We start from the raw sequence: 23,192 nt of genomic DNA on the forward strand, positions 1-23,192 counted from the left end.
ATGCGTTCCAATGTAGGAGCTGCCGCAGGCTGCGATCTTTTGATCTTGTTTTTAAGATCAAAAGATCGCAGCCTGCGGCAGCTCCTACAGGGGTGGATCGGTGTTTAGAGGAGGCTGATCGGGTAGCTGACGATCAAGCGGTTCTCGTCGAACTCGTTGTTGCTGAAGTCCCGGCGCATGGTCGAGTTGCGCCACCGGACGTTGAGATCCTTCAGCGCGCCGCTCTGCACGGTGTAGCCCAGTTCCGATTCGCGGCCCCATTCCTTACCGTCGGTGATCGTCCCGGTGTGCACGTTGTCGCCGCTGATATAGCGGTTCATCAGGGTCAGGCCGGGGATGCCCATCGCCACGAAGTTGTAGTCATGGCGCACTTGCCAGGAGCGTTCCTGCGCATTGTCATAACTGGCGTTGTAGCTGTCGTTGGCCAGCGTGCCGCCGCTGGTGCCGTTGACCCGCATCCAGGCGCTGTCGCCAGTGAGTTTCTGCAGGCCGACGTAGAAGGTGTTGCCGCCGTACTTCGCCGAGAACATGCCCGACCAGGTCTTGTTGTCGAGATCGCCGGCGCGGGCGCTACCATCGTCCTTGCCATAGAAGAAGCCGAGGTTAGCGCCGAGGGTCCAGTCGCCGAGTGGCTGGCTGTGAATCAGGTTGACGTATTGCTGGCTGTAGATGTCCTTGAGTTCGGCATTCCACAGGCCGATCTGTGTGCGTTTTTCGTTGAAAACGTATTCACCGCCCTGAAAGTTGAAGCGATCAGAGGTGAACGCCGCTTTGCCGGTCATCGACATGTCGCTCATGCTGCTGTCGTCGCGCGGGCTGTTGGCGCGGAACTGACCGCCGTAGAGGGTCAGGCCGTCGATTTCTTTCGAGGTAATCTGCCCGCCACGAAAGGTCTGCGGCAGCGAGCGGCCGTCGTCCGAACGCAGGATTGGCAGCACCGGCATCCACTCGCCGACCTTCACTTCGGTCTGCGAAAGCTTGGCCTTGAAGGCGACGTTGGTGCGGCCGAAGTTGTCCGCTGGGCGTCCATCGCGATCCAGTGGCAGCAATTGGGTGCCGCCGGTGCCTTTGCCGCCATCGAGCTTCACCGAATACAAGCCGAGCACGTCCAGGCCGAAACCGACGGTGCCTTGGGTGAAGCCGGATTTCGCGTCGAGGATGAAGCTCTGCGTCCACTCTTCGGCCTTGCCCTGAGCTTTGGTCGGGTTGGTGAAATTGCGGTTGATGTAGAAGTTGCGCAGGTTCAGGTTGACCTTGGCCCCTTCGATGAAACCGGCCTCTTCAGCCGCAGCGGGCAGCGCCGCGCTGGCTAGGGCCAGGGCGATCAGACCGGGAAATGCGTAAGGCGCAGGGGAGGTTGTCATAGCTGGGGTCTCTCTTGTTTTTTTAGGGCGAACGGGTGCGCTGCGGCCGTTTTTTACGGTGCAGAAATGCGATGAATTCAGGGGGTGAAGCGACGGCGGTCAGCCGGTCGGAGCAGGGCGCGGGAGCATGGTGTCGAACCTGTTGTTATTGGTTTTGTTGATCGAATGGTGCGGGGGACGGTGGTGGGGATTCAATCGGCGGAAGCGGTTTTTGGGCGATTATCGAACGCAAGATTTGCTCGGGGTTTTGGGTGAATGGGAGGGCCTCATCGCTGGCAAGCCAGCTCCCACAGGTTTTTGTGTCGTTCACAATGTTGGGTACACCACAGAACATTGTGGGAGCTGGCTTGCCAGCGATGGGGCCAGCCCAGACACCACAACTTTCAGACAGGCAACAAAAAGCCCACCAATCGGTGGGCTCCTTGTGTTCACCTGATGATGATCAGAACAACTTCATCTTCGGTGCTTCTTCTTTCAGCGGTTCGTTCTGCGCGGTTTGTGCATTCCAGCCACCGCCCAATGCCTTGTACAGGTTGACCGCACTGGTCAGCTGCGCGAGGCGGTCGGTGATCAGCGCTTGTTGCGCGCTGAACAGCTGACGCTGGGCATCGAGGAAGGTCAGGTTGCTGTCGACACCGATGCGGTAGCGACGCTCGGCCAGGCGGTAGTAATCCTGGTTGGCCTGCACGAAGTCACGCTGCGCTTGCAGCTGTTCGGTGTAGGTCTGGCGGGCGGCGAGGCCGTCGGCGACTTCCTGGAAGGCCGTTTGAATGGACTTCTCGTAGTTCGCCACGCCAATGTCCTTTTGGATCTTGGCGTAGTCGAGGCTGGCGCGCAGGCTGCCGGCGTTGAAGATCGGCAGGTTGATCTGCGGCTGGAACAGCCACGTCCCCGAACCACCCTTGAACAAACCGGACAGATCCGGGCTCAGGCTACCCGCGTTGGCGGTCAGGCTGATGCTCGGGAAGAACGCTGCACGGGCCGCGCCGATGTTGGCGTTGGCCGCTTTCAGGTTGTACTCGGCCTGCAGAATGTCCGGACGACGTTGCAGCAGATCCGAAGGCAGCCCCGGCGGTACGTCGCTGAGCAGGTCATCCGCCAGCGGCTTGGCCGTTTGCAGATTGGCCGGGATACCGGTGCCGAGCAGCAGGGTCAGGCTGTTTTCGTCCTGGGCCACTTGGCGGGTGTAACGCGCCAGTTGTGCCCGGGCGTTCTCGACCGAGGTGCGCGACTGCGCCAGATCCAGCGCCGAAGCGACACCGACTTCGTTGCTGCGGCTGGTCAGCTTGTAGCTTTCTTCGAAGGCACCGAGGGTGTCTTGGGTCAGCTTGAGCAGTTCCTTGTCCGCTTGCCAGGTCAGGTAAGCGTTGGCGACGCTGGCGACCAGACTGATCTGGGTGCTGCGGCGTGCTTCTTCAGTGGCGAAGTATTGTTGCAGCGCTTGCTCGCTCAGGCTACGAACGCGACCGAACAGGTCGAGTTCATAAGCGCTGATGCCGACGGTGGCGGAATACGAACTGCTGATCATCGAGTCGCCAGTCGTCGACGCGCGAGCCGGCAGACGTTGACGGCTGCCGCTGGCATTGGCCGAAACCGCCGGGAACAGGTCGGCGCGCTGGATGCGGTATTGAGCCGCATAGGCGTCGATGTTCAACGCCGCGACACGCAGGTCGCGGTTGTTTTCCAGCGACACCTGGATCAGCTGTTGCAGCGCCGGGTCATGGAAAAACTGCTTCCAGCCTTGCTCGGCAGCGGCCTGCGCCGGAGCCTGGGCCGGCGAGTACGCCGGCCCCTGCGGGTACTGACCTGCGACCGGAGCCTCAGGCTGCTGATAGTCAGGTATCAGCGAGCAACCGCTCAGCACGAAGGCGGCGACTGCGATGGAGAGTAGCGACTTGCTCATTGGCCAGCCTCTTTAGGAGTTTCAGTAGCCTCATCCTCGTCAGCGATTTTACGCTGGCCCAGGGACGAAACCGTAACGAAGAACAGTGGGACCCAGAAGATCGCCAGGATCGTGGCCGTGAGCATACCGCCAATCACGCCCGTACCGATCGCATGTTGACTGCCTGAACCGGCGCCGGTGGAGATCGCCAACGGTACAACACCGAGGACGAAGGCCAGCGAGGTCATGATGATCGGTCGCAGACGCATGCGGCAGGCTTCAATCGCCGCATCCCGCAGGCTGCGTCCCTGTTCATGCAGTTCCTTGGCGAACTCGACGATCAGAATGGCGTTTTTAGCTGCCAGACCGATGGTCGTCAACAGCCCCACCTGGAAGTACACGTCGTTGGACAGACCGCGCAGGCTGGTGGCCAGCAGCGCACCGATGATCCCCAGCGGCACCACGAGCATAACCGCGATCGGAATCGACCAGCTTTCGTACAGCGCCGCCAGACACAGGAACACCATCAGCAGCGACAGGGCGTACAGCGCCGGCGCTTGCGAGCCGGACAGACGTTCCTCATAAGACAGACCGGTCCAGGAGATACCGACACCCGCCGGCAGCTTCTTGGCAATCGCTTCGACTTCGGCCATCGCATCACCGGTGGAGTAACCCGGCGCCGGAGAACCGAGGATCTCCATCGCTTCTACACCGTTGTAACGCGCCAGCTTCGGCGATCCGTAGATCCACTCGCCCTTGGCGAACGCGGAGAATGGCACCATGGTCCCGGCGCTGTTGCGCACGTACCACTTCTTCAAGTCTTCAGGGCTCATGCGAGCACCGGCCTGACCTTGCACGTACACCTTCTTCACCCGACCACGGTCGATGAAGTCGTTGACGTAGCTACTACCGAAGGAGATCGACAGCGTGCTATTGATGTCGGCAATGCTCACGCCGAGGGCCTGGGCCTTCTGATCGTCGATTTCCAGGTGGTATTGCGGCTCGTCGTTCAGGCCGTTCGGACGCACCTGATAGAGCACCTTGCTCTGCGCTGCCAGACCGAGGAACTGGTTGCGCGCTTCCATCAGTTTTTCGTGACCGATACCGGCGCGGTCCTGCAGGAACACGTCGAAACCGGTGGCGTTACCCAATTCCAGTACCGCTGGCGGGGCGAAAGCAAACACCATCGCGTCGCGGAAGCTGAAGAAGTGTTGCTGCGCACGCTGGGCGAGGGCGAACACGCTGTTGCTCGCGTCACGCTCGTCCCACGGTTTGAGCATGATGAACGCCAGACCCGAGCTCTGACCGCGACCGGCGAAGTTGAAGCCGTTCACGGTAAACACCGAGGCGACCGCGCCGGATTCTTTCTCCAGCAGGTAGGAACGCATTTCGTCGATCACGACTTGCGTACGTTCGGCACTGGAACCGGCCGGGGTTTGCACCTGGGCGAACAGTACGCCCTGGTCTTCTTCCGGCAGGAACGCGGTCGGAATACGGGTGAACAGCCAGATCATGCCAACAACGATCAGCAGATACGCCAGCAGATACGGGGCTTTGCGCGACAGCATGTTGCCAACGCCGCGCTCGTAGCTGCGAACGCCACGGTCGAAGTTACGGTTGAACCAGCCGAAGAAGCCTTTTTTCGGTGTGCCGTGCTCGCCTTTCGGAATCGCCTTGAGCATGGTTGCGCACAGCGCCGGGGTGAAGATCAGCGCGACCAGTACCGACAGGGCCATGGCCGAGACGATGGTGATCGAGAACTGCTTGTAGATCACACCGGTGGAACCGCTGAAGAACGCCATCGGCAACAGTACCGCCGACAGAACCAGAGCAATACCGACCAGTGCGCCCTGGATCTGGCCCATGGACTTCTTGGTCGCTTCCTTCGGTGACAAGCCTTCTTCGCTCATCACCCGCTCGACGTTTTCCACCACGACGATGGCGTCGTCCACCAGCAAGCCGATGGCCAGCACCATACCGAACATGGTCAGGGTGTTGATGCTGAAACCGAACGCCGCGAGGATGCCGAACGTACCGAGCAATACCACCGGCACGGTCATCGTGGTGATGACGGTGGCGCGGAAGTTCTGCAGGAACAGGAACATCACCAGGAACACCAGCACGATCGCTTCGACCAGGGTTTCAACCACACCTTTGATCGATTCGGTTACCACCGGGGTGGTGTCGTACGGGAACACCACTTCCATGCCTTGCGGGAAGAACGGCTTGAGTTCGTCAATCGTCTTGCGCAGGGCTTTGGCGGTGTCGAGGGCGTTGGCACCGTTGGCCAGTTTCACCGCCAGACCGGACGATGGCTTGCCGTTGAACTGTGCCGAGATGGTCGAGTTCTCACCGCCCAGACCGACATCGGCGACGTCGCCGACGCGCACTTGCGAGCCGTCCTGATTGACCTTGAGCAGAATCGCCTTGAACTGCTCGGCGGTCTGCAGACGGGTCTTGCCGATGATCGTCGCGTTCAGTTGCTGGCCTGGCAGCGCCGGCAAACCGCCGAGCTGACCGGACGACACCTGAACGTTCTGCGCCGAGATGGCGGAGCTGACGTCAGCCGGGGTCAGGTTGTACTTGTTCAACTTGGCCGGATCGAGCCAGATGCGCATCGCGTACTGGGCACCGAAGACCTGGAAGTCACCGACACCGGCGGTCCGCGAAATCGGATCCTGCATGTTCGACACGATGTAGTTGGACAGGTCGTCCTTGGTCATGCTGCCGTCACGCGATACCACGCCGATGACCAAGAGGAAGTTTTTCACTGCCTTGGTCACGCGGATACCTTGTTGCTGCACTTCCTGCGGCAACAGCGGGGTGGCCAGGTTCAGCTTGTTCTGAACCTGTACCTGCGCGGTGTCGGAGTTGGTGCCTTGCTCGAAGGTCGCGGTGATGGTCATGCTGCCGTCGGAGTTACTTTCCGAGGACACATAACGCAGGTTGTCGATACCGTTGAGCTGCTGCTCAATCACCTGGACCACGGTGTCCTGCACGGTTTGCGCCGAAGCACCCGGGTAGGTCACGGAGATCGCAATGGCTGGCGGCGCAATGCTCGGGTACTGGTTGATCGGCAGTTTCAGGATCGAAAGTGCCCCGACCAGCATGATCACCAGGGCAATTACCCAAGCGAAAATCGGACGGTCGATGAAGAATTTTGACATGGATTACTCCCCTTTGCCGCCGGCGGCTTTGTCAGCTGCCTGAGCGGGGGCCGGGTTCTTGTTGCCTACGTTAGTGGCTTCGGACGGGTTGACCTGAACACCTGGGCGCACGTACTGCAGGCCTTCGGTGATCAAGCGATCGCCGGCCTTCAGGCCGTCTTCGATCAGCCACTGGCTGCCGACAGTGCGGCTGGCCTTGAGCTGACGCAGTTCAACCTTGTTGTCGGGGCCGACGACCAGTGCGGTCGGAGTGCCTTTGAGGTCGCGGGTCACGCCTTGTTGCGGTGCCAGAATGGCGGCGGCGTTGACACCGGCCTGCAACTGGGCGCGGACGAACATGCCTGGCAGCAGGGTGTGATCCGGGTTCGGGAACACTGCACGCAGGGTCACCGAACCGGTAGTCGGGTCGACCGTGACTTCGGAGAATTCCAGCTTACCGTCGAGCTTGTACTGGCTGCCGTCTTCCAGGGTCAGTTTGACTGCTGCCGAGTTTTCGCCGGATTTTTGCAGACGACCGCTTTCCAGCTCACGGCGCAGTTCCAGCAGTTCAACCGAAGACTGGGTAACGTCAACGTAGATCGGGTCCAGTTGCTGGATCGTCGCCATTGCGTCGGCCTGACCATTGCTGACCAGTGCGCCTTCGGTGACCGAAGAACGACCGATGCGGCCGGAGATCGGCGCATAGACCTTGGTGTATTTCACGTTGATCTGCGCGCTCTGCAGCGACGCTTCCGATTCCATGCGGTTGGACACGGCAGTGTCGTATTCCTGACGGCTCACGGCCTGCTCGTCGACCAGTTGCTTGTAGCGGTCGGAGATCGACTTGGTCGAACGCAGGCTGGCTTCGGCGCTTTTCAGGGTCGCTTCATAGACCGCCGGATCGATCTGATACAGCTGTTGGCCGGCTTTGACATCGCCGCCTTCCTTGAACAGACGCTTGAGAATGATGCCGTTGACCTGCGGTCGAACTTCCGCAATACGGAACGCACTGGTGCGACCCGGCAGCTCGGAGGTGAGGGTAAAGGCTTGTGGTTGCAGGGTGACGACGCCGACCTGAGGCGGAGGAGCGGCCGGTGCCGCTTCTTCCTTTTTACATCCGCTGAGCAGCGATGCCAGGGCGACGGCAGTGACCAGAGCGGTAACAGCTGGCTTGAATTGCATGAAGATCCTCGGGTCAGGCGCGCAAAAAGCGCACAAGAAGTGTGTAAGGGTAAAAAAAGGATACCGGGTGGATAAGTAGCTTGCTAAGGAATATACTTACGTTCATGGTTGTTTGTAAATACCTTGGCGTCGTATCCACCCTGTTACAAAACTCGTCGCAAGGTTTGAAATTGTAGGCCGGGGAGCTGATCCGTGAGAGATCGCCCCCTCTTTATTCAGCGGATATTCAGCCATCCCTGAAACATCCTGTTTGAGGTTTTACTGTCATGGTCCGTCGTACCAAAGAGGAAGCTCAAGAAACCCGTAGCCAGATTCTGGAAGCGGCGGAGAAAGCCTTTTATGAAAGGGGCGTCGCTCGTACGACGTTGGCCGACATCGCGGCCTTGGCCGGGGTCACGCGCGGTGCCATTTACTGGCATTTCAGCAACAAGGCCGACCTGGTCCAGGCCATGCTGGATTCGCTGCGTGAGCCGCTGGATGAGTTGGCCAGGGCCAGCGAAAGCGAAGATGAACTCGATCCACTGGGCTGCATGCGCCAACTGCTGATTCATTTGTTTCATCAAGTTGCGCTGGACCCGAAAACCCGGCGTATCAACGAAATTCTGTTTCATAAGTGCGAGTTCACCGATGAAATGTGCGATTTGCGCCAGCAGCGCAGGGACGTCAGTCTCGATTGCAATGAGCGCATCGCTCTGACGTTGCGTAATGCGGTAAATCGCGGCCAATTGCCGGAAGATCTCGACACTGCCCGTGCGGCCATCAGCATTCACAGCTATATCGATGGCCTTCTGTATGGATGGCTTCTGGCGCCGGACAGCTTTGAGCTGCATGCCGAGGCCGAACGTTGGGTCGATACAGGGTTGGATATGCTGCGCCTGAGCCCCAGCCTGCGCAAATGAAACAAAATGCGTAATTGGCACAGCCTATGTCAATTGGCCTGCCTTTATATAGCTTCGCAGCGGGGCGAGTTTAAACGTAGCGAGCTACGCATTTTGTAGGGAATTTGTGTCTTCTGTGTGAATGAGTGTGAGCCGCTTGCCCTCACCCTAGCCCTCTCCCAGAGGTAGAGGGGACTGACCGAGGTGTTCTTTCGAGATACGCCGACCTGAGATATCAGGTCGAACTCCAGATTTGAAAGGCATACAGATCGGCTCCCTCTCCCTCTGGAGAGGGCTGGGCGGGCGGCGTTCCGATGAGGGTCTACGTACTCAGCCGCGCAATCGCTCTCCCGGCGAACACAAAAAAAGCCCCCGACTCTCACAAGTCGGGGGCTTTCGCGTTTCTGCGTGTTGCCTATTACAGCGTCGGATAGTCGATGTAGCCGACCGGACCCTTGGCATAGAACAGCTCTGGACGCGCATCATTCAACGGCGCATCCGCCTTCAAGCGCGCCGGCAGATCCGGGTTGGCAATGAACGGCACACCAAACGCCACGGCATCAGCCTTGCCGCTGGCCAGCCACTCATTAGCGCTGTCCTTGGTGAAGCGTTCGTTGGCGATGTACGGGCCGCCAAAGGCTTCTTTCAGTTGCGGGCCGAGGCTGTCGGCGCCTTCTTTCTCACGGGAGCAGATGAACGCGATGCCGCGTTTGCCCAGCTCACGAGCCACGTAAGTGAAGGTTTCTGCCAGGTTGTCGTCGCCCATGTCATGGGAGTCGGCGCGCGGTGCCAGGTGCACACCGACACGGCCGGCGCCCCAGACTTCGATCGCGGCGTCAGTCACTTCCAGCAGCAGGCGTGCACGGTTTTCCAGCGAGCCGCCGTAGTTGTCGGTGCGCTGGTTGGTGCTGCTTTGCAGGAATTGGTCGAGCAGGTAACCGTTGGCGCCGTGGATTTCCACGCCGTCGAAACCGGCGGCCTTGGCGTTTTCGGCACCGGTACGGTAGGCGTCGACAATGTCGGCGATTTCAGCGGTTTCCAGGGCACGCGGGGTTGGGTAGTCGGCCAGTGGGCGCACCAGGCTGACGTGACCTTTCGGCTGGATCGCGCTCGGTGCCACCGGTGCTTCACCGTTGAGGTACGACGGGTGCGAGACGCGACCGACGTGCCACAGTTGCAGGAAGATCTTGCCGCCAGCGCCGTGAATGGCTTTGGTCACGTTGGCCCAGCCGCGCACTTGATCGTTGGACCAGATGCCCGGGGTGTCCGGGTAGCCAACGCCCATCGGCGTCACCGACGTGGCTTCGCTGAGGATCAGGCCAGCGGAAGCACGCTGTACATAGTATTCAGCCATCAGCGCGTTCGGCACACGGCCTTCGTCGGCGCGGCAGCGAGTCAACGGGGCCATGATGATGCGGTTGGCCAGTTCGATGTCGCCGAGTTTGATCGGATCAAAAATAGTTGCCATGTCTACAACCCTCGTAGGTGAAAGTTAATCAGTTGGTAGCAGGGGCCAGATCGGCATTGCCGTTCTGACGGAAAGTAATCAGGGTCACCAGCAGAGCGAGCACGGCCAGCGCGGCGGCTGCGAGTGGCACGCTGGTCAGGCCGTAGCCGTGAGCGATGACACTGCCGCCGACCCAGGCGCCGAGGGCGTTGCCGACGTTGAAGGCGCCGATGTTCAGGGTCGAGACCAGATTCGGTGCGGCTTTGCCGAAGGTCACCACGTTGACTTGCAGCGCCGGTACGGCGGCAAAACACGCGGTGGCCCAGAGGAACAGGGTGATTTCGGTGGGGATCAGCGCGACGCTGGTCCAGGTCAGTACGGTCGAGACCACGGCCATGGCGATGAACACGCCGATCAGCGTCGCGGCCATGCCCTTGTCGGCGAGTTTGCCGCCGATGATGTTGCCGACAGTCAGGCCCAGGCCGATCAGCATCAGCGTCCAGGTCACGCCACGCGGCGACACACCGGTGACTTCGCCGAGCAGCGGGGCAACGTAGGTGAACAGGGTGAAGACGGACGCGGCGAACAGCGCGGTCATGCTCAGCGACAGCCAGATTCCGGCACCTTTGAGGGCGGCGAGCTCGGCGCGCATGTCGAGCTTCTCTTCGTCACGTTTGGCCGGCAGGAAACGGATCAGGCCGATCAGCGCAATCACACCAATGACGGTCACCGCCCAGAAGGTCGAGCGCCAGCCGTATTGCTGACCCAGCGCAGTGCCCAGCGGTACACCGAGGACGTTGGCCAGGGTCAGGCCGGTGAACATCAAGGCCACTGCCGAAGCGCGTTTATTCGCTGGCACCAGATTGGCCGCGACGACAGAACCGATGCCGAAGAACGCACCGTGGCACAGCGCAGTGATCACCCGGGCGAACATCAGCACGTTGTAATCGCTGGCAATCGCACAGAGCAGGTTGCCGACAATAAAAATGCCCATCAACGCCACCAGTGCTGCTTTACGCGGCAGTTTGGCCGTGGCCATCGCCATGAACGGCGCACCGATGGCCACGCCGAGGGCGTATCCGGTCACCAGCCAGCCGGCGCCGGGGATCGACACACCGAGGTCAGCCGCCACATTGGGCAGCAGGCCCATGATGACGAATTCGGTGGTGCCGATGGCGAAGGCGCTCAAGGCGAGGATGAGGAGCGAGAGGGGCATGCAGGTTTCCTTGTCGGCTGGCTGACGTTAAGGGTCAGAGCTCTTTACTGAGGGTGCTGAGGAACGCCTGGATCACGTCCTCGTTTCGTTTGAAAAAGTGCCATTGACCGGCCTTCTGGCTGCTGATCAGACCGGCGCGTTGCAACGTCGCGAGGTGTGCAGAAACGGTCGACTGCGACAAACCGCAGCGCTGATCGATCTGCCCGGCGCAGATGCCGTACTCGTGGTTGTGCAACTGTTCCGGAAATTCGTTCTTCGGGTCTTTCAGCCAGTTGAGGATGTCTCGCCGTACTGGGTGCGCCAGGGCTTTTATTATTTCGTCGAGGTCGAGGTTCATGGCAGGGTGCTCACAATGTGTACAACGCTATATCGCGATGTGGCGAAATATAAATCGTTAGATCGCGATACACCAATATGATTTTGATCTGACGCCAGCATAAATTGGTATATCGCGTTATAACGATACATGGGTGTATGGCTTATGGGCCGCAGTGCTAAGCTGCGCCCATGAACTATCTCGCACATTTACACCTCGGTGGCCAGCGCCCCGGGCAACTGCTCGGCAGTCTGTATGGCGACTTCGTCAAAGGCCGGCTGCAAGGGCAGTTTGCGCCCGAGGTCGAGGCGGCCATTCAATTGCATCGACGGATCGATGTATTCACCGATCGCCATCCGCTGGTGGATATCGCCCTGGGGCGGTTTTCCGACACGCGCCGGCGTTATGCCGGGATTGTGCTCGATGTGTTTTTCGATCATTGCCTGGCGCGGGACTGGCGGCTGTATGCCGATCAGCCGCTGGAGGTTTTCACCGCTGACGTTTATCGGGTTCTGACCCGCGAGCGGCAACTGCCCGAGCGACTGGCGAAGATTGCCCCGCACATGGTCGCCAATGACTGGCTGGGTTCGTATCAGGAATTTGAAGTGCTGGAGCAGGTGTTGCGCGGGATCTCGCGGCGACTGAGCCGGCCGGAGGAACTGGCGGGTGCGATGCAGGAATTGCGGCGGTTGTATGAGCCGCTCAGTGAAGACTTCCGGCTCTTCTACCCGCAACTCCAGGACTTCGCCCAATCCCCACCAACACCCTGAATCCCTGTGGGAGCTGGCTTGCCAGCGATGGCGTCAGCACATTCAACATTCGTGTCGGCTGGTCTACCGCTATCGCTGGCAAGCCAGCTCCCACAGGGGCCAAGGCGATTTCAGGATTTGTATTTCAGGCAGCGATTGCCGGACGCATTGGGGATTGTAGGGTTTCCGGAATTGCGCCAAACAACGCCTTCTGCACCGCCTGCTGCGCTTCAAACGCCAGCGCAGCACGCTCTCGTCCCTGACAGGCCATCGGCTTGAGCAAGTGCACTTCAACATCGCCGCAATCATTGCTGAACAGGCGCATCAGGTGCGAGAGCAGATCATCATCACCAATGAACGGCGCCAGCGAGTCGATTTCGCCGTCACGCAGATAACGAATCGCCACCGGTTGCAGCATCACGTCGGAATCAATCGCCGCCGCCAGCAAACGGCCGTGAAAGGTGCGCAGCGAACGGCCATCGGTGGTGGTGCCTTCCGGAAACATCAGCAACGCATGCTCGGTTTGCAGATGACGGGTCATCTGCTTGCGGATCAACTGGCTGTCGCCCGAACCGCGACGGATGAACAGGCTGCCGGCCTTCGCCGCGAGCCAACCGGCCACCGGCCAGGTGCGCACTTCGGCCTTGGACAGAAACGACAGCGGCGTCAGCATGCCGAGCAACGGAATGTCGGTCCACGACACATGATTGCTGACCCACAGCATCGGCTGCTTCGGCAGCTCACCGTGCACCGTCACCCGAAAGGGCAGGGCGTTGCTCAGGCGCGCCATGAAGAAGCGCGACCAGCGCTGACGCCGCTCCATCGAATGCGCCAGGCCAATGCGTTCAAACACGCCAAAGACGCTGGCCATGGTCAACCCCAGCGCCACCACCAGCAGCACCCGCGCGATCCGCGCGTATACGCGCAACCGGCTCATCACACGGCCGCCTTGAAGTGCTTGGCGTAGCGCGGGCAGAGTTCGTCGCGCTTGAGCAGGATAAACACGTCGGCGACCTGGAAATCTTCGTCCCAGCACGGCTCGCCGCAGATCTTCGCGCCCAGACGCATATAAGCCTTGAGCAGTGGCGGCATTTCCGCGATCACGTTCGATGGAATATCCAGCGTCGGCAGCGGATTTTTCGGCTCGGCGCGCAGGTGTTCGGTGCACAGATAACGTTCGCGCAGGCGCTGCATGATCGCGTGGGCCTGGATGCCGCCGTCCTGCATGGGGATGCTCGCGCAACCCATCAGATAGCTGTAGCCGCCCTGATTCAGCACTTCGGCCAACTCGCCCCACAACACCGCAATGGTGCCGCCGTTGCGGTACGCCGGGTCGACGCAGGTGCGGCCGATTTCGAGGATCGGGCCTTGCAGATGGGCGAGGCCGTGCAGGCTGAATTCTTCTTCGCTGTAGAACTTGCCGAGGCTGCTGGCGGCGGTGTGATCAAGCAAACGCGTGGTCGCGACCAAACGGCCGGTGTTCAGATCACGCACGCCGATGTGGCTGCAGTGAACATCATAATCATCCATGTCCAGACCCAGCTCCGCGCCTTTCAGTTTGGCGTTGAACTCGCCGCTGAAGACGTTGAAGCGCAGGGCCTGGGCTTGCTGCAGAGCCTCGGCGCCGATCAGGCGTTCGGCTTGCAGGCGGCGTTCATTGCCGGTGTCGCTGATGCGGGCGATCTGAGTCATGTGAATCTCCGTACGGGCCTTTAACCCGTCGTGGGTTGCAGCCGATCGACTTTCTTTATGCAGCCGTGTTGTGCAAAGTCAGGCTATGTAGCCCCGGTGTCATCGCCATGAACCTTTGGTGATGCTTATATGACAGCCCACAAGGAGCCTCTTATGCCCTGGCCAGATCTGCTGCACAGCCGTGACCGATTGCCCGCCGTTGCTGACCTGGCCGAGGGTTTTGCGACGTTGTTGCAGCAACTGGGCAACGTCACGCCGTTCGAATTGGCGGTCGCGGGCGGGCGGCGGATGGCGACCCCGGGGCTGGCGTTTCTGGTCGGTTATCAAGCGGCCTTGCGCATGTTGTGGCCGAGTGCGCCGCTGAGCCTTGGTGCGTTGTGTGCGACCGAACAGCGCAGTCTGCGTCCGTCTGACATGCACACGCGGCTGAGCGATTTGCGCCTGAGTGGGCGCAAGGATTTCGTCACGGCCGGCGATGCGGCGGACTGGCTGCTGATCGCTGCGCGCAGTGAAGCACCCGGCGAAACGCCGCGCTTGAGTCTGGCGGTGGTGTATCCCGGCGAGCCCGGTGTGACGGTAGAGAAACTGCCGGCGCTGCCATTGATGCCGGACATCAGCCATGGTCGGCTGCAGCTTGATAACGCGTTGTGCGAGTTGTTGGCCGGCGATGGTTGGGACGCTTACGTCAAACCGTTCCGCACCCTGGAGGACGTTTATGTGCTGAGCGCGATGACCGCGTGGCTGTATGGCGTCGGGCAGGACAGTGACTGGCCGCAAGCGCTGCAATTGCGTTTGCTGGCGCTGTTGGCCGGGTGTGCCGAGGCGAGCCGGCAACCGCCGAACAATCCCGCCGGACATGTGTTGCTGGGTGGGTTGTTTGCGCAGTTTGCGGCGCTGGAGGGGGAGGTGAGTCAGGCCTTGGCTGACGGGCCGGCAGAATGGGCGCAGATGTGGCAGCGCGATCAAGGGGTGATGCAGTTGGCCGCAGGGGCCAGGGCCAAGCGCTTGGCCAAGGCTTTGGTGGCGGGCTGAAGGGCCTCATCGCGAGCAGGCGAAGGCCTACAGTTGATCGAGTTTCGTCAGTTGAAATGCGATCCCCTGTAGGCCTTCGCCTGCTCGCGATAGCAATCTAAATAACACCGCATACTTGTCATAAACCCCGACTAGTCTCAGCAGGTTCTTTCCATGAGCCCCCACCATGTGCAAAGGCCTGTCGCTGTTTCTGCTGCTGATCACCTTCACCGTTCACGCCGAACAATGGCCGGGTGAAGAATGGCCAACCGGCCCGAAGGTCACCGATACAGAGGCGCTGGATCATTACGCCTTCCCGCCCCGCGATGACAGCACCCGCCAAGGCATCCGCACCGACGCGCTGCTGATCATCCGCGACGGCCAGATCATCTACGAACGCTACGCCGGCCCGACCACAGCACAAACCCCGCACCTGACCTGGTCGATCAGCAAAAGCCTGATGGCCAGCGTGCTCGGTGTGGCCTACGGCGAGGGCCTGTTCAAACTCGACGATCCGGCCGCGAAGTTTTACCCGTCACTGACCAAACACCCGGCGATAAAAATCGCCGATCTGCTGCACTGGGCCTCTGGTATCGATTGGCAGGAAGACTACGAATACGCCCCGCTGAAATCCTCGGTGGTGGCGATGCTCTATACCCGTGGTCATCGCGACATGGCTGCGTTTACCGCCGATCACGATGCCTACGCCGAACCGGGGCAGGCCTTCCGCTATTCCAGTGGCGACAGCAATCTCTTGGCGGCAGCGTTGAAAACGATCGTCGGCCCGCAGCGTTATGCGGATTATCCGTGGGAGGCGTTGTTCGGGCCGTTGGGCATTCGCCACGCTGTTTGGGAGACCGATGCCAGCGGCACGTTTGTCGCGTCGTCTTACGCTTACCTGACGGCAAGGGATCTGGCGCGCGTCGGGCTGTTGATGGGCCGTGACGGGCGCTGGAACGATCGGCAACTGCTGCCCAAGGACTGGGTCGACTTCAATCGGCAGCCCTTCGCCGGTTACAGGGCTCATCAGGACGAAGCGGTGCCCGGCGGCCAATGGTGGCTCAATCGTCCGGCCGATGGCGCCTTGTCACCGTGGCCCGATGCACCGCCCGACACCTTCGCCGCGCTTGGCCATTGGGGCCAGGCGCTGTACGTAATCCCCAGCGCCAACCTGGTGATCGTGCGCTACGCCGATGACCGCGACGGCAGTTATCGACACAACGAATTGCTCAAACGCGTGCTGAAGGCGGTGCGGCCATGAAGCGCTTTTTGCTGTTGCTGCTGGTTTTGCTGTTGCTGCTGGTTTTGCTGCTCGGCTGGGTCGTCTACGAGCGCGAAAATCTGTGGGCGTTCCCCGACATCATCAGCGCGTACACCGCCAAGGAATATTGTTCGTGCCGCTATGTGATGAACAACGATGCCGAGTATTGCCGTGGCTATGTCAAACAATGGTTGCCGACCAGCCAGTTCACCGATGACCCTGCCAGCAAAACCATCACGGTCAGCGGCATGGGCCGCAGCCACCGCGCCCAGTGGTTGAGCGAACGCTTGGGCTGCCGCCTGAACCCCTGAAAACCCGCAATCCTCCTGTGAACAGAGGCCCCTGTGGGAGCTGGCTTGCCAGCGATTGCGTCGGCACAGGCAATATTTGTGTGACTGATACACCGCCATCGCTGGCAAGCCAGCTCCCACAGGGATTTTCATCAATTGATAGATTTGCGGCGACCGAGTTTGCAATAACGGCATAGGCGGTTAAGGTTCGTGCAGGTTTATCGGCCCCACGAGTGTTCAATGTTCAACCGCTCCCTCTGTGCAACCCTGTCCAGCCTGCTGCTCGCCGCCGTCGCGCTGCCGGCGCAGGCCAATTGGTATCTGGACGGCGAGTCGTCGCGGCTGTCGTTCGTCAGCACGAAAAACGCCAATGTTTCCGAAGTGCAGCGCTTTCTGGTGCTGCACGGCAAGGTCGACCCCAATGGGCGCGCCGAAGTCGAAGTCGAGCTGGATTCGATCAACAGCGGCATCCCGCTGCGCGACGAACGCATGCGCAAGGAGCTGTTCCAGATCGAGCAATTCCCCGAAGCGACCATCACCACGCAGATTGATTTGCGCCCGATCAACGATCTGGCCCCCGGTGCGCAGCTGGAATTGCGCCTGCCACTCACCGTCAATTTGCACGGCAAACAACACGAATATCCCGCCGAACTGCTGGCGACGCGTCTCGATGATCGTCGTTTTCAAGTGGTCACCCTCGAGCCGCTGGTGATCAACGCTGAAGATTTCGATCTCGTGCCGGGGCTGGAAAGTCTGCGCAAACTCGCCGATCTGTCGGCGATCAGTCTGTCGGTGCCGGTGGGTGCGGTGCTGATCTTCACGGCGCGCTGACATGCGCGGCGCGGTGTTCCCGTGGCGGGATGGCAACCGGTTCGAACTGTTGATCGACGGCCCGCATTTCTTTCCGCGCATGCTCGAGCAGATCGCTGGCGCGCAGGAGCAGATCGAACTCGAACTGTATCTGGTCGAGGCCGGCGCCTGCGCCGAAACCATCGTGCAAGCGCTGGTGCTGGCGGCCGAACGTGGCGTGCGTGTGCGGTGCCTGTTCGATGATTACGGCAGCCTGGCGTTTACGCTCAATCTGCGTCAGCGCCTGACACACGCTGGAGTCGAACTACGTTTCTACAATCGCCTGAGCTGGCGGCGCTGGATCGGTAATTTCTATCGTGATCACCGCAAATTACTGCTGGTCGATCAATGTCTCGCGGTGGTCGGTGGCACCGGTGTCACCGATGAGTTCTGGACGCCGGGCCATGACAGCAGCGAATGGCACGAAGTGATGGTCGAGATCCGCGGCCCGCTGGTGATCGACTGGCAATTGCTGTTCGACCGTCAGTGGATCGCCAACCGTTATCGCCGCGCCTGGCGCCCGGCCGCGCATTTCGGTCTGCCGCGCCTGCCTCGGGTGCCGGACAAGGGCGAGGGCATGGGCCGCGTGGCGTATGCCGATGCCCGCCAGCACCGCGACATTCTGCAATCGCTGTTTCGCGCCTTGAACAGCGGACAAAAACGCATCTGGATGGCCACACCGTACTTCCTGCCAACGTGGAAAATCCGCCGTTCCCTGCGCAAGGCTGCTGCGCGCGGTGTCGATGTGCGGCTGCTGCTCACCGGGCCGCGCACCGATCATCCGTCAGTGCGCTACGCCGGGCATCGCTACTACCCACGACTGCTTAAGGCGGGGGTGCGGATCTTCGAATACCAGCCGTGCTTTCTGCATTTGAAAATGGTGCTGGTCGACGATTGGGTGAGCATCGGTTCGTGCAACTTCGATCACTGGAACCTGCGCTTCAATCTGGAGGCAAATCTGGAGGCGCTGGATCCGTCATTAACGGCAGCGGTAGAGGCGAGTTTCGTCAAGGACTTCGGGCTGAGTCAGCAAGTGAGTCTGGAAGAGTGGCGGCGCCGGCCGTTGTGGCGGCGGGTCAAGCAGCGGGTGTGGGGCTGGGTGGATCGGGTGGTGGTCAATCTGCTGGATCGCCGGGGATAGTTGCTACACCAAAAAAACACTGTGGGAGCTGGCTTGCCAGCGATGGCGGAGTATCAGTCAACAGAGATGTTGAATGTGCCGGCCTCATCGCTGGCAAGCCAGCTCCCACAGGTTTATGTGTTGCCTGAAAAATTACAGAAGTTCAAAGCTCTGCTGCGTCACGTCCTGGGAATCCAGGCCGATCTGCACGTTGAACTTGCCAGGCTCTGCCGCATATTTGAGCTGGGCGTTATAGAATTTCAGGTCATCCTCGCTGATGGTGAAGTGCACGACTTTCTGTTCACCGGCCTTGAGCATGATTTTCTGGAAGTTCTTCAGTTCTTTCACCGGGCGGATCATCGAGCCGGTGACATCCTGGATGTACAACTGCACCACGGTTTCGCCGTCGCGCTTGCCGGTGTTTTTCACCATGACGCTGGCGTCGAGCTTGCCGGTGGCGTTCAGGGTGGTCGACGACAGCGCCATGTCGCTCAGGGCGAATTGCGTGTAGCTCAGGCCATACCCGAACGGGAACAGCGGGCCAGTCGTGTCATCGAAATACTGCGAGGTGTAGTTGCCCGGTTTGCCCGGCGTGAACGGCCGGCCAATACTCAGGTGGTTGTAGTAAGTCGGGATCTGGCCCACGGAGCGCGGGAAAGTCACCGGCAGTTTGCCCGACGGGTTGTAGTCGCCGAACAGCACGTCGGCTATGGCGTTGCCGCCCTCGGTGCCGCTGAACCAGGTTTCCAGAATCGCGTCAGCCGACTGGTTCTCTTCGAGAATGGTCAGTGGACGGCCGTTCATCAGCACCAATACCAGCGGTTTGCCGGTGGCTTTCAGCGCGCGGATCAGCTCGCGCTGGGTTTCCGGGATGTTCAGGTCGGTGCGGCTGGAGGATTCGTGAGACATGCCACGGGATTCACCTACCGCTGCAACGATCACGTCAGCATCCTTGGCAGCTTTCACTGCTTCGTCGATCAGCACGTTGGCCGGGCGCGGATCGTCGACCACTTCCGGCGCATCAAAGTTGAGGAAGTTCAGGTAGTCGAGCACCTTCTTGTCGCTGGTGATGTTGGCGCCACGAGCGTAGATCAGGTTCGACTTGTTGCCGATCACCGAACTCATGCCATCGAACAGCGTCACCGATTGCGCAGGGCGCCCGGCGGCCGCCCAACTGCCCATCATGTCGATCGGCGCTTTGGCCAGCGGGCCGACCAGTGCGACTTTCGCGTCTTTCTTCAGTGGCAGCGTTTCGTTCTGGTTCTTCAGCAGCACCATGCTGCGACGCGCGACTTCGCGGGCCTCGGCACGGTGCAGACGGCTCTCGGCGTAGGTGTCGGCCGGATCATCTTCAGCCTTGCCGATGCGCAGGTACGGGTCCTTGAACAGGCCCATGTCGTACTTGGCCGCGAGCACTTCACGCACGGCGTTGTCGATGTCTTTCTGTTCGATCTCGCCAGACTTGAGCAGCCCCGGCAGCTCTTTGCCGTACAGGGTGTCGTTCATGCTCATGTCGATGCCGGCCTTGATTGCCAGCTTCGCCGCTTCACGACCGTCGCGGGCCACGCCGTGCTTGATCAGTTCGAAGATCGCACCGTGGTCGCTGACCGCCAGGCCTTTGAAACCCCAGTCCCTGCGCAGCAGATCATTCATCAGCCAAGTGTTGGCCGTGGCCGGAATGCCGTTGATCGAGTTCAGCGCAACCATCACGCCACCGGCGCCAGCATCGATCGCAGCGCGGTACGGCGGCAGGTAATCCTGGTACATCTTCACCGGGCTCATGTCGACGGTGTTGTAGTCGCGACCGCCCTCGACCGCGCCGTACAGGGCGAAGTGCTTGACGCTGGCCATGATGCTGTCAGCCGCGCTCGGGGTAGCGCCCTGATAGGCGCGAACCATGACGCCGGCAATGCGCGAGGTCAGGTAGGTATCTTCACCGAAACCTTCGGAGCTACGGCCCCAGCGCGGGTCGCGGGAGATGTCGACCATCGGCGCGAAGGTAATGTCGAGGCTGTCGGCGGCGGCTTCTTTGGCGGCCACGCGACCGGATTGGCCGATGGCATCCATGTCCCAGCTCGACGCGAGGGCCAGCGGAATCGGGAAAATCGTACGGTGACCGTGGATCACGTCGTACGCAAAAAACATCGGAATCTTCAGGCGGCTGCGCATCGCAGCGTCCTGCATCGGCCGGTTTTCCGGGCGGGTAATCGAGTTGAACGTGCCGCCGATATTGCCGGCAGCGATCTCTTTGCGGATCAGCTCGCGGGGCATTTCCGGGCCGATGCTGATCAGGCGCAACTGGCCGATCTTTTCATCGAGGGTCATCTGGTTCATCAGGTTGCTGATGAACGCATCCTTGTTTTCCAGGGGTACCGGGGTCGTGGCGGCCAATACTTGATGACTGGCCAGGCTGACGAACAGACCCAGCAAACACAGCTTCTTCATGAATAGTTTTCTCAAGGGCCCAAGCGGCGATGCAACGCCGGCCAGCCAAAATTTAGGGAGCGACTATTGTTGTTCGGGTACAGGCTCAAAGAAACAGAGCCAAAAACGGCAGCCGACACTTGGCCGCATGATCACGCAGGGCACTTTTTAGCCCATTGCCCCGTCGTAATCCAGCGACGCGGCCGATTATGCCCCAAGAGCCCGCTGAGAATGTTTCGCGCTCGGTTTTTATAATGATATGTGCCAAGGAGCATCACCGCGATGAATGTAAGCCCAACCAATCGCTCACGTTTGCAGGTCGCCACACTGCTGGTGCTGGCCACGCTGTTGACCGCGTGCGGCATCAACAATATCCCGACCCTCGACGAACAGGCCAAAGCCGCATGGGGCCAGGTGCAGAACCAGTACCAGCGCCGTGCCGACCTGATCCCCAATCTGGTGGAGACGGTCAAGGGTTACGCCAAGCATGAAGAGGAAACTCTCACGGCAGTGATTGAGGCGCGGGCGAAAGCCACGTCGATTCAGGTCGACGCCAGCACTCTCGACAATCCCGAGAAGCTCAAGCAGTTCCAGCAGGCGCAGGATCAACTAAGCGGCGCATTGAGCCGTTTGATGGTGGTCTCCGAGCGTTATCCGGACCTGAAAGCCAACCAGAACTTCCTCGCCCTGCAATCGCAACTGGAAGGCACGGAAAACCGCATTGCCGTGGCACGCCGCGATTTCATTCTGGCGGTGCAGAAATACAACACCGAGATCCGCACCTTTCCCGGTCGCCTCTGGCACAGCGTGATGTACAGCGATCTGCCGATCCGCGAAACCTTCGAAGCCACCACGCCCGGCGCGGAAAAGGCCCCGGAAGTGAAATTCTGATTCGAGGTTGTCCATGCGCGTGTTGAAAATGGGCCTGGTGTTGGTGCTGTGGGTATTAGCCTTCAGCGCCCACGCCGAGTTGACGTTCCCGGCGCTGAGCGGGCGGGTGGTGGACGAAGCGCAGATGCTCGAGCCATCGGTGCGTGCGCAACTGAGCCAGCAGTTGCAGGCCCACGAGCAGGCGACCGGCGAGCAGTTAGTCGTGGTCACGCTGCCGGATCTGCAAGGCACAACCATCGAGGACTTCGGCGTTCAGCTCGGTCGACATTGGGCCATCGGTCAGAAGGACAAGAACAACGGCGCGCTGCTGATCGTTGCCCGTGACGAGCGCAAACTGCGCATCGAAGTCGGTTATGGCCTCGAAGACCGGCTGACCGACGCGCAGACTTCAGTGATCATTCATCAAGTCATCACTCCTGCATTCAAAAGCGGCAACTTCAGCAAAGGCATCAGCGACGGCGTCGCGGCGATGCTGGTGGTGCTCGGTGGTAATCCGCTGGATGAGCCATCGACGGTTTATGAGTCCAGTGGTGATCCGTCCGATGATTTCATCTCGCGGCACCCGGGATTGTTCGTGTTTTTGGTGATGTTGTTCATCCTGACGGTGTTTGTCTGCCAGATGCTCGGTATCCTGCCTGCCGGCCGGGGTGGCTCCGGAGGAGGGGGCGGTTTTGGCGGCGGCGGTGGAGGCGGGGGCTTCAGCGGCGGCGGGGGCAGTTTCGGCGGCGGTGGTTCGTCCGGCGGCTGGTGAAATCAGAAGAATAATGAGCAGGCACTTTTCAACATGGCACTACTGACCGAACACGAACAACGCAAAGTCGCCGAGGCGATTGCCCGGGTCGAGCGCGACACCGACGCCGAACTGGTAACGGTGCTCGCGGCGCGCGCTGATGACTACGCGTACATCCCGCTGCTGTGGGCGAGCCTGTTGGCGCTGGTGGTGCCGGGCGTCGTGCACTACCTGACCGGCTGGCTGACCCTGCGCAGTCTGCTGCTGGTGCAATGGGGCGCGTTTATCGTGCTGTGCCTGCTGTTTCGTTTGCCGAAAATCACCACCCATCTGATTCCCCGCCGCGTACGGCACTGGCGCGCGTCGAACCTGGCGCGGCGGCAGTTTCTCGAGCAGAACCTGCACCACACGGTGGGCAGCACGGGAATGCTGATTTTTGTGTGTGAAGCTGAGCGTTATGTGGAGATTCTGGTGGATGAGGGGATTTCCAAACGGCTCGATAATAAATCCTGGGATGCGATTGTCGCGGCGTTTACCGAGCAGGTCAGGCAGGGGCGCACGCTGGAAGGATTTGTGACGTGTATCGAGGCGTGTGGGGAGTTGCTGAAAGTGCATGTGCCGGTGACGCAGGTGAGGAATGAGTTGCCGAATCGGTTGGTGGTGTTGGGCTGAAGTACTTTTTTCCTGTTTTAGATCCAAACCCTCATCGGAACGCCGCCCGCCCAGCCCTCCCGAAACGTCGGA

20 protein-coding genes are annotated in these 23,192 nt (G+C 60.5%); 10 read left to right on the forward strand and 10 right to left on the reverse strand.

Annotated features, from left to right (window positions below; genetic code table 11):
* Window positions 1-104: 104 nt before the first annotated feature.
* The 4 genes from PMI23_RS02430 to PMI23_RS02445 form a co-directional block, all read right to left on the reverse strand.
* Window positions 105-1,364: an OprD family porin gene (locus PMI23_RS02430; RefSeq protein ID WP_007917090.1), complete on the reverse strand. Its 1,260-nt coding sequence runs from the start codon at window positions 1,362-1,364 to the stop codon at window positions 105-107.
* A gap of 442 nt (window positions 1,365-1,806) precedes the next feature.
* Window positions 1,807-3,267 carry an efflux RND transporter outer membrane subunit EmhC gene (gene emhC / locus PMI23_RS02435; protein ID WP_007917089.1) on the reverse strand — a complete coding sequence of 487 codons (1,461 nt, stop codon included), beginning with the start codon at window positions 3,265-3,267 and terminating at the stop codon, window positions 1,807-1,809.
* On the reverse strand, window positions 3,264-6,413 hold the full coding sequence (gene emhB, locus PMI23_RS02440) for an efflux RND transporter permease subunit EmhB (RefSeq protein ID WP_007917083.1): 3,150 nt from the start codon (window positions 6,411-6,413) through the stop codon (window positions 3,264-3,266). The genes emhC and emhB overlap by 4 nt, the downstream gene beginning before the upstream one ends.
* A 3-nt stretch (window positions 6,414-6,416) precedes the next feature.
* Window positions 6,417-7,574, reverse strand: coding sequence for an efflux RND transporter periplasmic adaptor subunit (locus PMI23_RS02445; RefSeq protein ID WP_007917081.1), 1,158 nt, complete (start codon window positions 7,572-7,574; stop codon window positions 6,417-6,419).
* Window positions 7,575-7,840: 266 nt separating this feature from the next.
* Between PMI23_RS02445 and emhR the strand changes: the two genes are divergently transcribed.
* Window positions 7,841-8,473: an efflux system transcriptional repressor EmhR gene (gene emhR / locus PMI23_RS02450; protein WP_007917080.1), complete on the forward strand. Its 633-nt coding sequence runs from the start codon at window positions 7,841-7,843 to the stop codon at window positions 8,471-8,473.
* Window positions 8,474-8,870: 397 nt separating this feature from the next.
* Here the strand turns inward: emhR and PMI23_RS02455 are convergent, their stop codons facing one another.
* Genes PMI23_RS02455 through PMI23_RS02465 form a run of 3 tightly spaced genes read right to left on the reverse strand, consistent with a single transcriptional unit; the run spans window position 8,871 to window position 11,452 of the window.
* Window positions 8,871-9,920 carry an alkene reductase gene (locus PMI23_RS02455; protein ID WP_007917079.1) on the reverse strand — a complete coding sequence of 350 codons (1,050 nt, stop codon included), beginning with the start codon at window positions 9,918-9,920 and terminating at the stop codon, window positions 8,871-8,873.
* A 28-nt stretch (window positions 9,921-9,948) separates the two neighbouring features.
* Window positions 9,949-11,115 carry an MFS transporter gene (locus PMI23_RS02460; RefSeq protein WP_007917078.1) on the reverse strand — a complete coding sequence of 389 codons (1,167 nt, stop codon included), beginning with the start codon at window positions 11,113-11,115 and terminating at the stop codon, window positions 9,949-9,951.
* Window positions 11,116-11,149: 34 nt separating this feature from the next.
* Window positions 11,150-11,452: an ArsR/SmtB family transcription factor gene (locus PMI23_RS02465; protein ID WP_007917068.1), complete on the reverse strand. Its 303-nt coding sequence runs from the start codon at window positions 11,450-11,452 to the stop codon at window positions 11,150-11,152.
* Window positions 11,453-11,622: 170 nt separating this feature from the next.
* On the opposite strand from PMI23_RS02465, the gene PMI23_RS02470 reads away from it, so the two are divergent.
* On the forward strand, window positions 11,623-12,201 hold the full coding sequence (locus PMI23_RS02470; protein ID WP_007917067.1) for an acyl carrier protein phosphodiesterase: 579 nt from the start codon (window positions 11,623-11,625) through the stop codon (window positions 12,199-12,201).
* 124 nt (window positions 12,202-12,325) lie between these two features.
* Here PMI23_RS02470 and PMI23_RS02475 read toward each other — a convergent pair whose 3' ends face one another.
* Together PMI23_RS02475 and olsB are read right to left on the reverse strand one after the other, a co-directional pair.
* Window positions 12,326-13,117, reverse strand: coding sequence for a lysophospholipid acyltransferase family protein (locus tag PMI23_RS02475; RefSeq protein ID WP_007916278.1), 792 nt, complete (start codon window positions 13,115-13,117; stop codon window positions 12,326-12,328).
* The gene (olsB, locus tag PMI23_RS02480) at window positions 13,117-13,872 is read right to left on the reverse strand and encodes an L-ornithine N(alpha)-acyltransferase (RefSeq protein WP_007916280.1); all 756 of its coding nucleotides are present in this window, start codon (window positions 13,870-13,872) and stop codon (window positions 13,117-13,119) included. Before olsB ends, PMI23_RS02475 begins: the two co-directional genes overlap by 1 nt.
* Window positions 13,873-14,025: 153 nt before the next feature.
* Here olsB and PMI23_RS02485 point away from each other — a divergent pair, with 153 nt between their 5' ends.
* From PMI23_RS02485 to PMI23_RS02505, 5 genes are all read left to right on the forward strand, one after another.
* Window positions 14,026-14,904 (forward strand): acyl-CoA dehydrogenase family protein, encoded by an 879-nt coding sequence (locus tag PMI23_RS02485; protein WP_007916292.1) that lies wholly within the window; start codon window positions 14,026-14,028, stop codon window positions 14,902-14,904.
* Window positions 14,905-15,070: 166 nt separating this feature from the next.
* Complete coding sequence (locus PMI23_RS02490; protein WP_007916293.1) at window positions 15,071-16,144, forward strand: serine hydrolase domain-containing protein; 1,074 nt, start codon at window positions 15,071-15,073, stop codon at window positions 16,142-16,144.
* Window positions 16,141-16,455: a hypothetical protein gene (locus PMI23_RS02495; RefSeq protein WP_007916294.1), complete on the forward strand. Its 315-nt coding sequence runs from the start codon at window positions 16,141-16,143 to the stop codon at window positions 16,453-16,455. Before PMI23_RS02490 ends, PMI23_RS02495 begins: the two co-directional genes overlap by 4 nt.
* A 219-nt stretch (window positions 16,456-16,674) precedes the next feature.
* Window positions 16,675-17,265, forward strand: coding sequence for a YceI family protein (locus tag PMI23_RS02500; RefSeq protein ID WP_007916295.1), 591 nt, complete (start codon window positions 16,675-16,677; stop codon window positions 17,263-17,265).
* Between the two features lies 1 nt (window position 17,266).
* A complete protein-coding gene (locus PMI23_RS02505; protein WP_007916296.1) occupies window positions 17,267-18,424 on the forward strand; it encodes a phospholipase D-like domain-containing protein in 1,158 nt (385 codons plus the stop codon).
* A gap of 132 nt (window positions 18,425-18,556) precedes the next feature.
* Here the strand turns inward: PMI23_RS02505 and bglX are convergent, their stop codons facing one another.
* On the reverse strand, window positions 18,557-20,848 hold the full coding sequence (bglX, locus tag PMI23_RS02510; RefSeq protein WP_007916298.1) for a beta-glucosidase BglX: 2,292 nt from the start codon (window positions 20,846-20,848) through the stop codon (window positions 18,557-18,559).
* A gap of 261 nt (window positions 20,849-21,109) precedes the next feature.
* On the opposite strand from bglX, the gene PMI23_RS02515 reads away from it, so the two are divergent.
* Genes PMI23_RS02515 through PMI23_RS02525 form a run of 3 tightly spaced genes read left to right on the forward strand, consistent with a single transcriptional unit; the run spans window position 21,110 to window position 23,120 of the window.
* A complete protein-coding gene (locus tag PMI23_RS02515; RefSeq protein ID WP_007916301.1) occupies window positions 21,110-21,718 on the forward strand; it encodes a LemA family protein in 609 nt (202 codons plus the stop codon).
* Window positions 21,719-21,731: 13 nt separating this feature from the next.
* Window positions 21,732-22,469, forward strand: a complete 738-nt coding sequence (locus PMI23_RS02520) for a TPM domain-containing protein (protein WP_007916303.1) — start codon at window positions 21,732-21,734, stop codon at window positions 22,467-22,469.
* A gap of 33 nt (window positions 22,470-22,502) precedes the next feature.
* Window positions 22,503-23,120 carry a TPM domain-containing protein gene (locus tag PMI23_RS02525; RefSeq protein ID WP_007916305.1) on the forward strand — a complete coding sequence of 206 codons (618 nt, stop codon included), beginning with the start codon at window positions 22,503-22,505 and terminating at the stop codon, window positions 23,118-23,120.
* The last annotated feature ends 72 nt before the right edge of the window (window positions 23,121-23,192 follow it).

It is taken from the genome of Pseudomonas sp. GM24, from assembly GCF_000282235.1.
In the GTDB taxonomy this organism is placed as follows: domain Bacteria; phylum Pseudomonadota; class Gammaproteobacteria; order Pseudomonadales; family Pseudomonadaceae; genus Aquipseudomonas.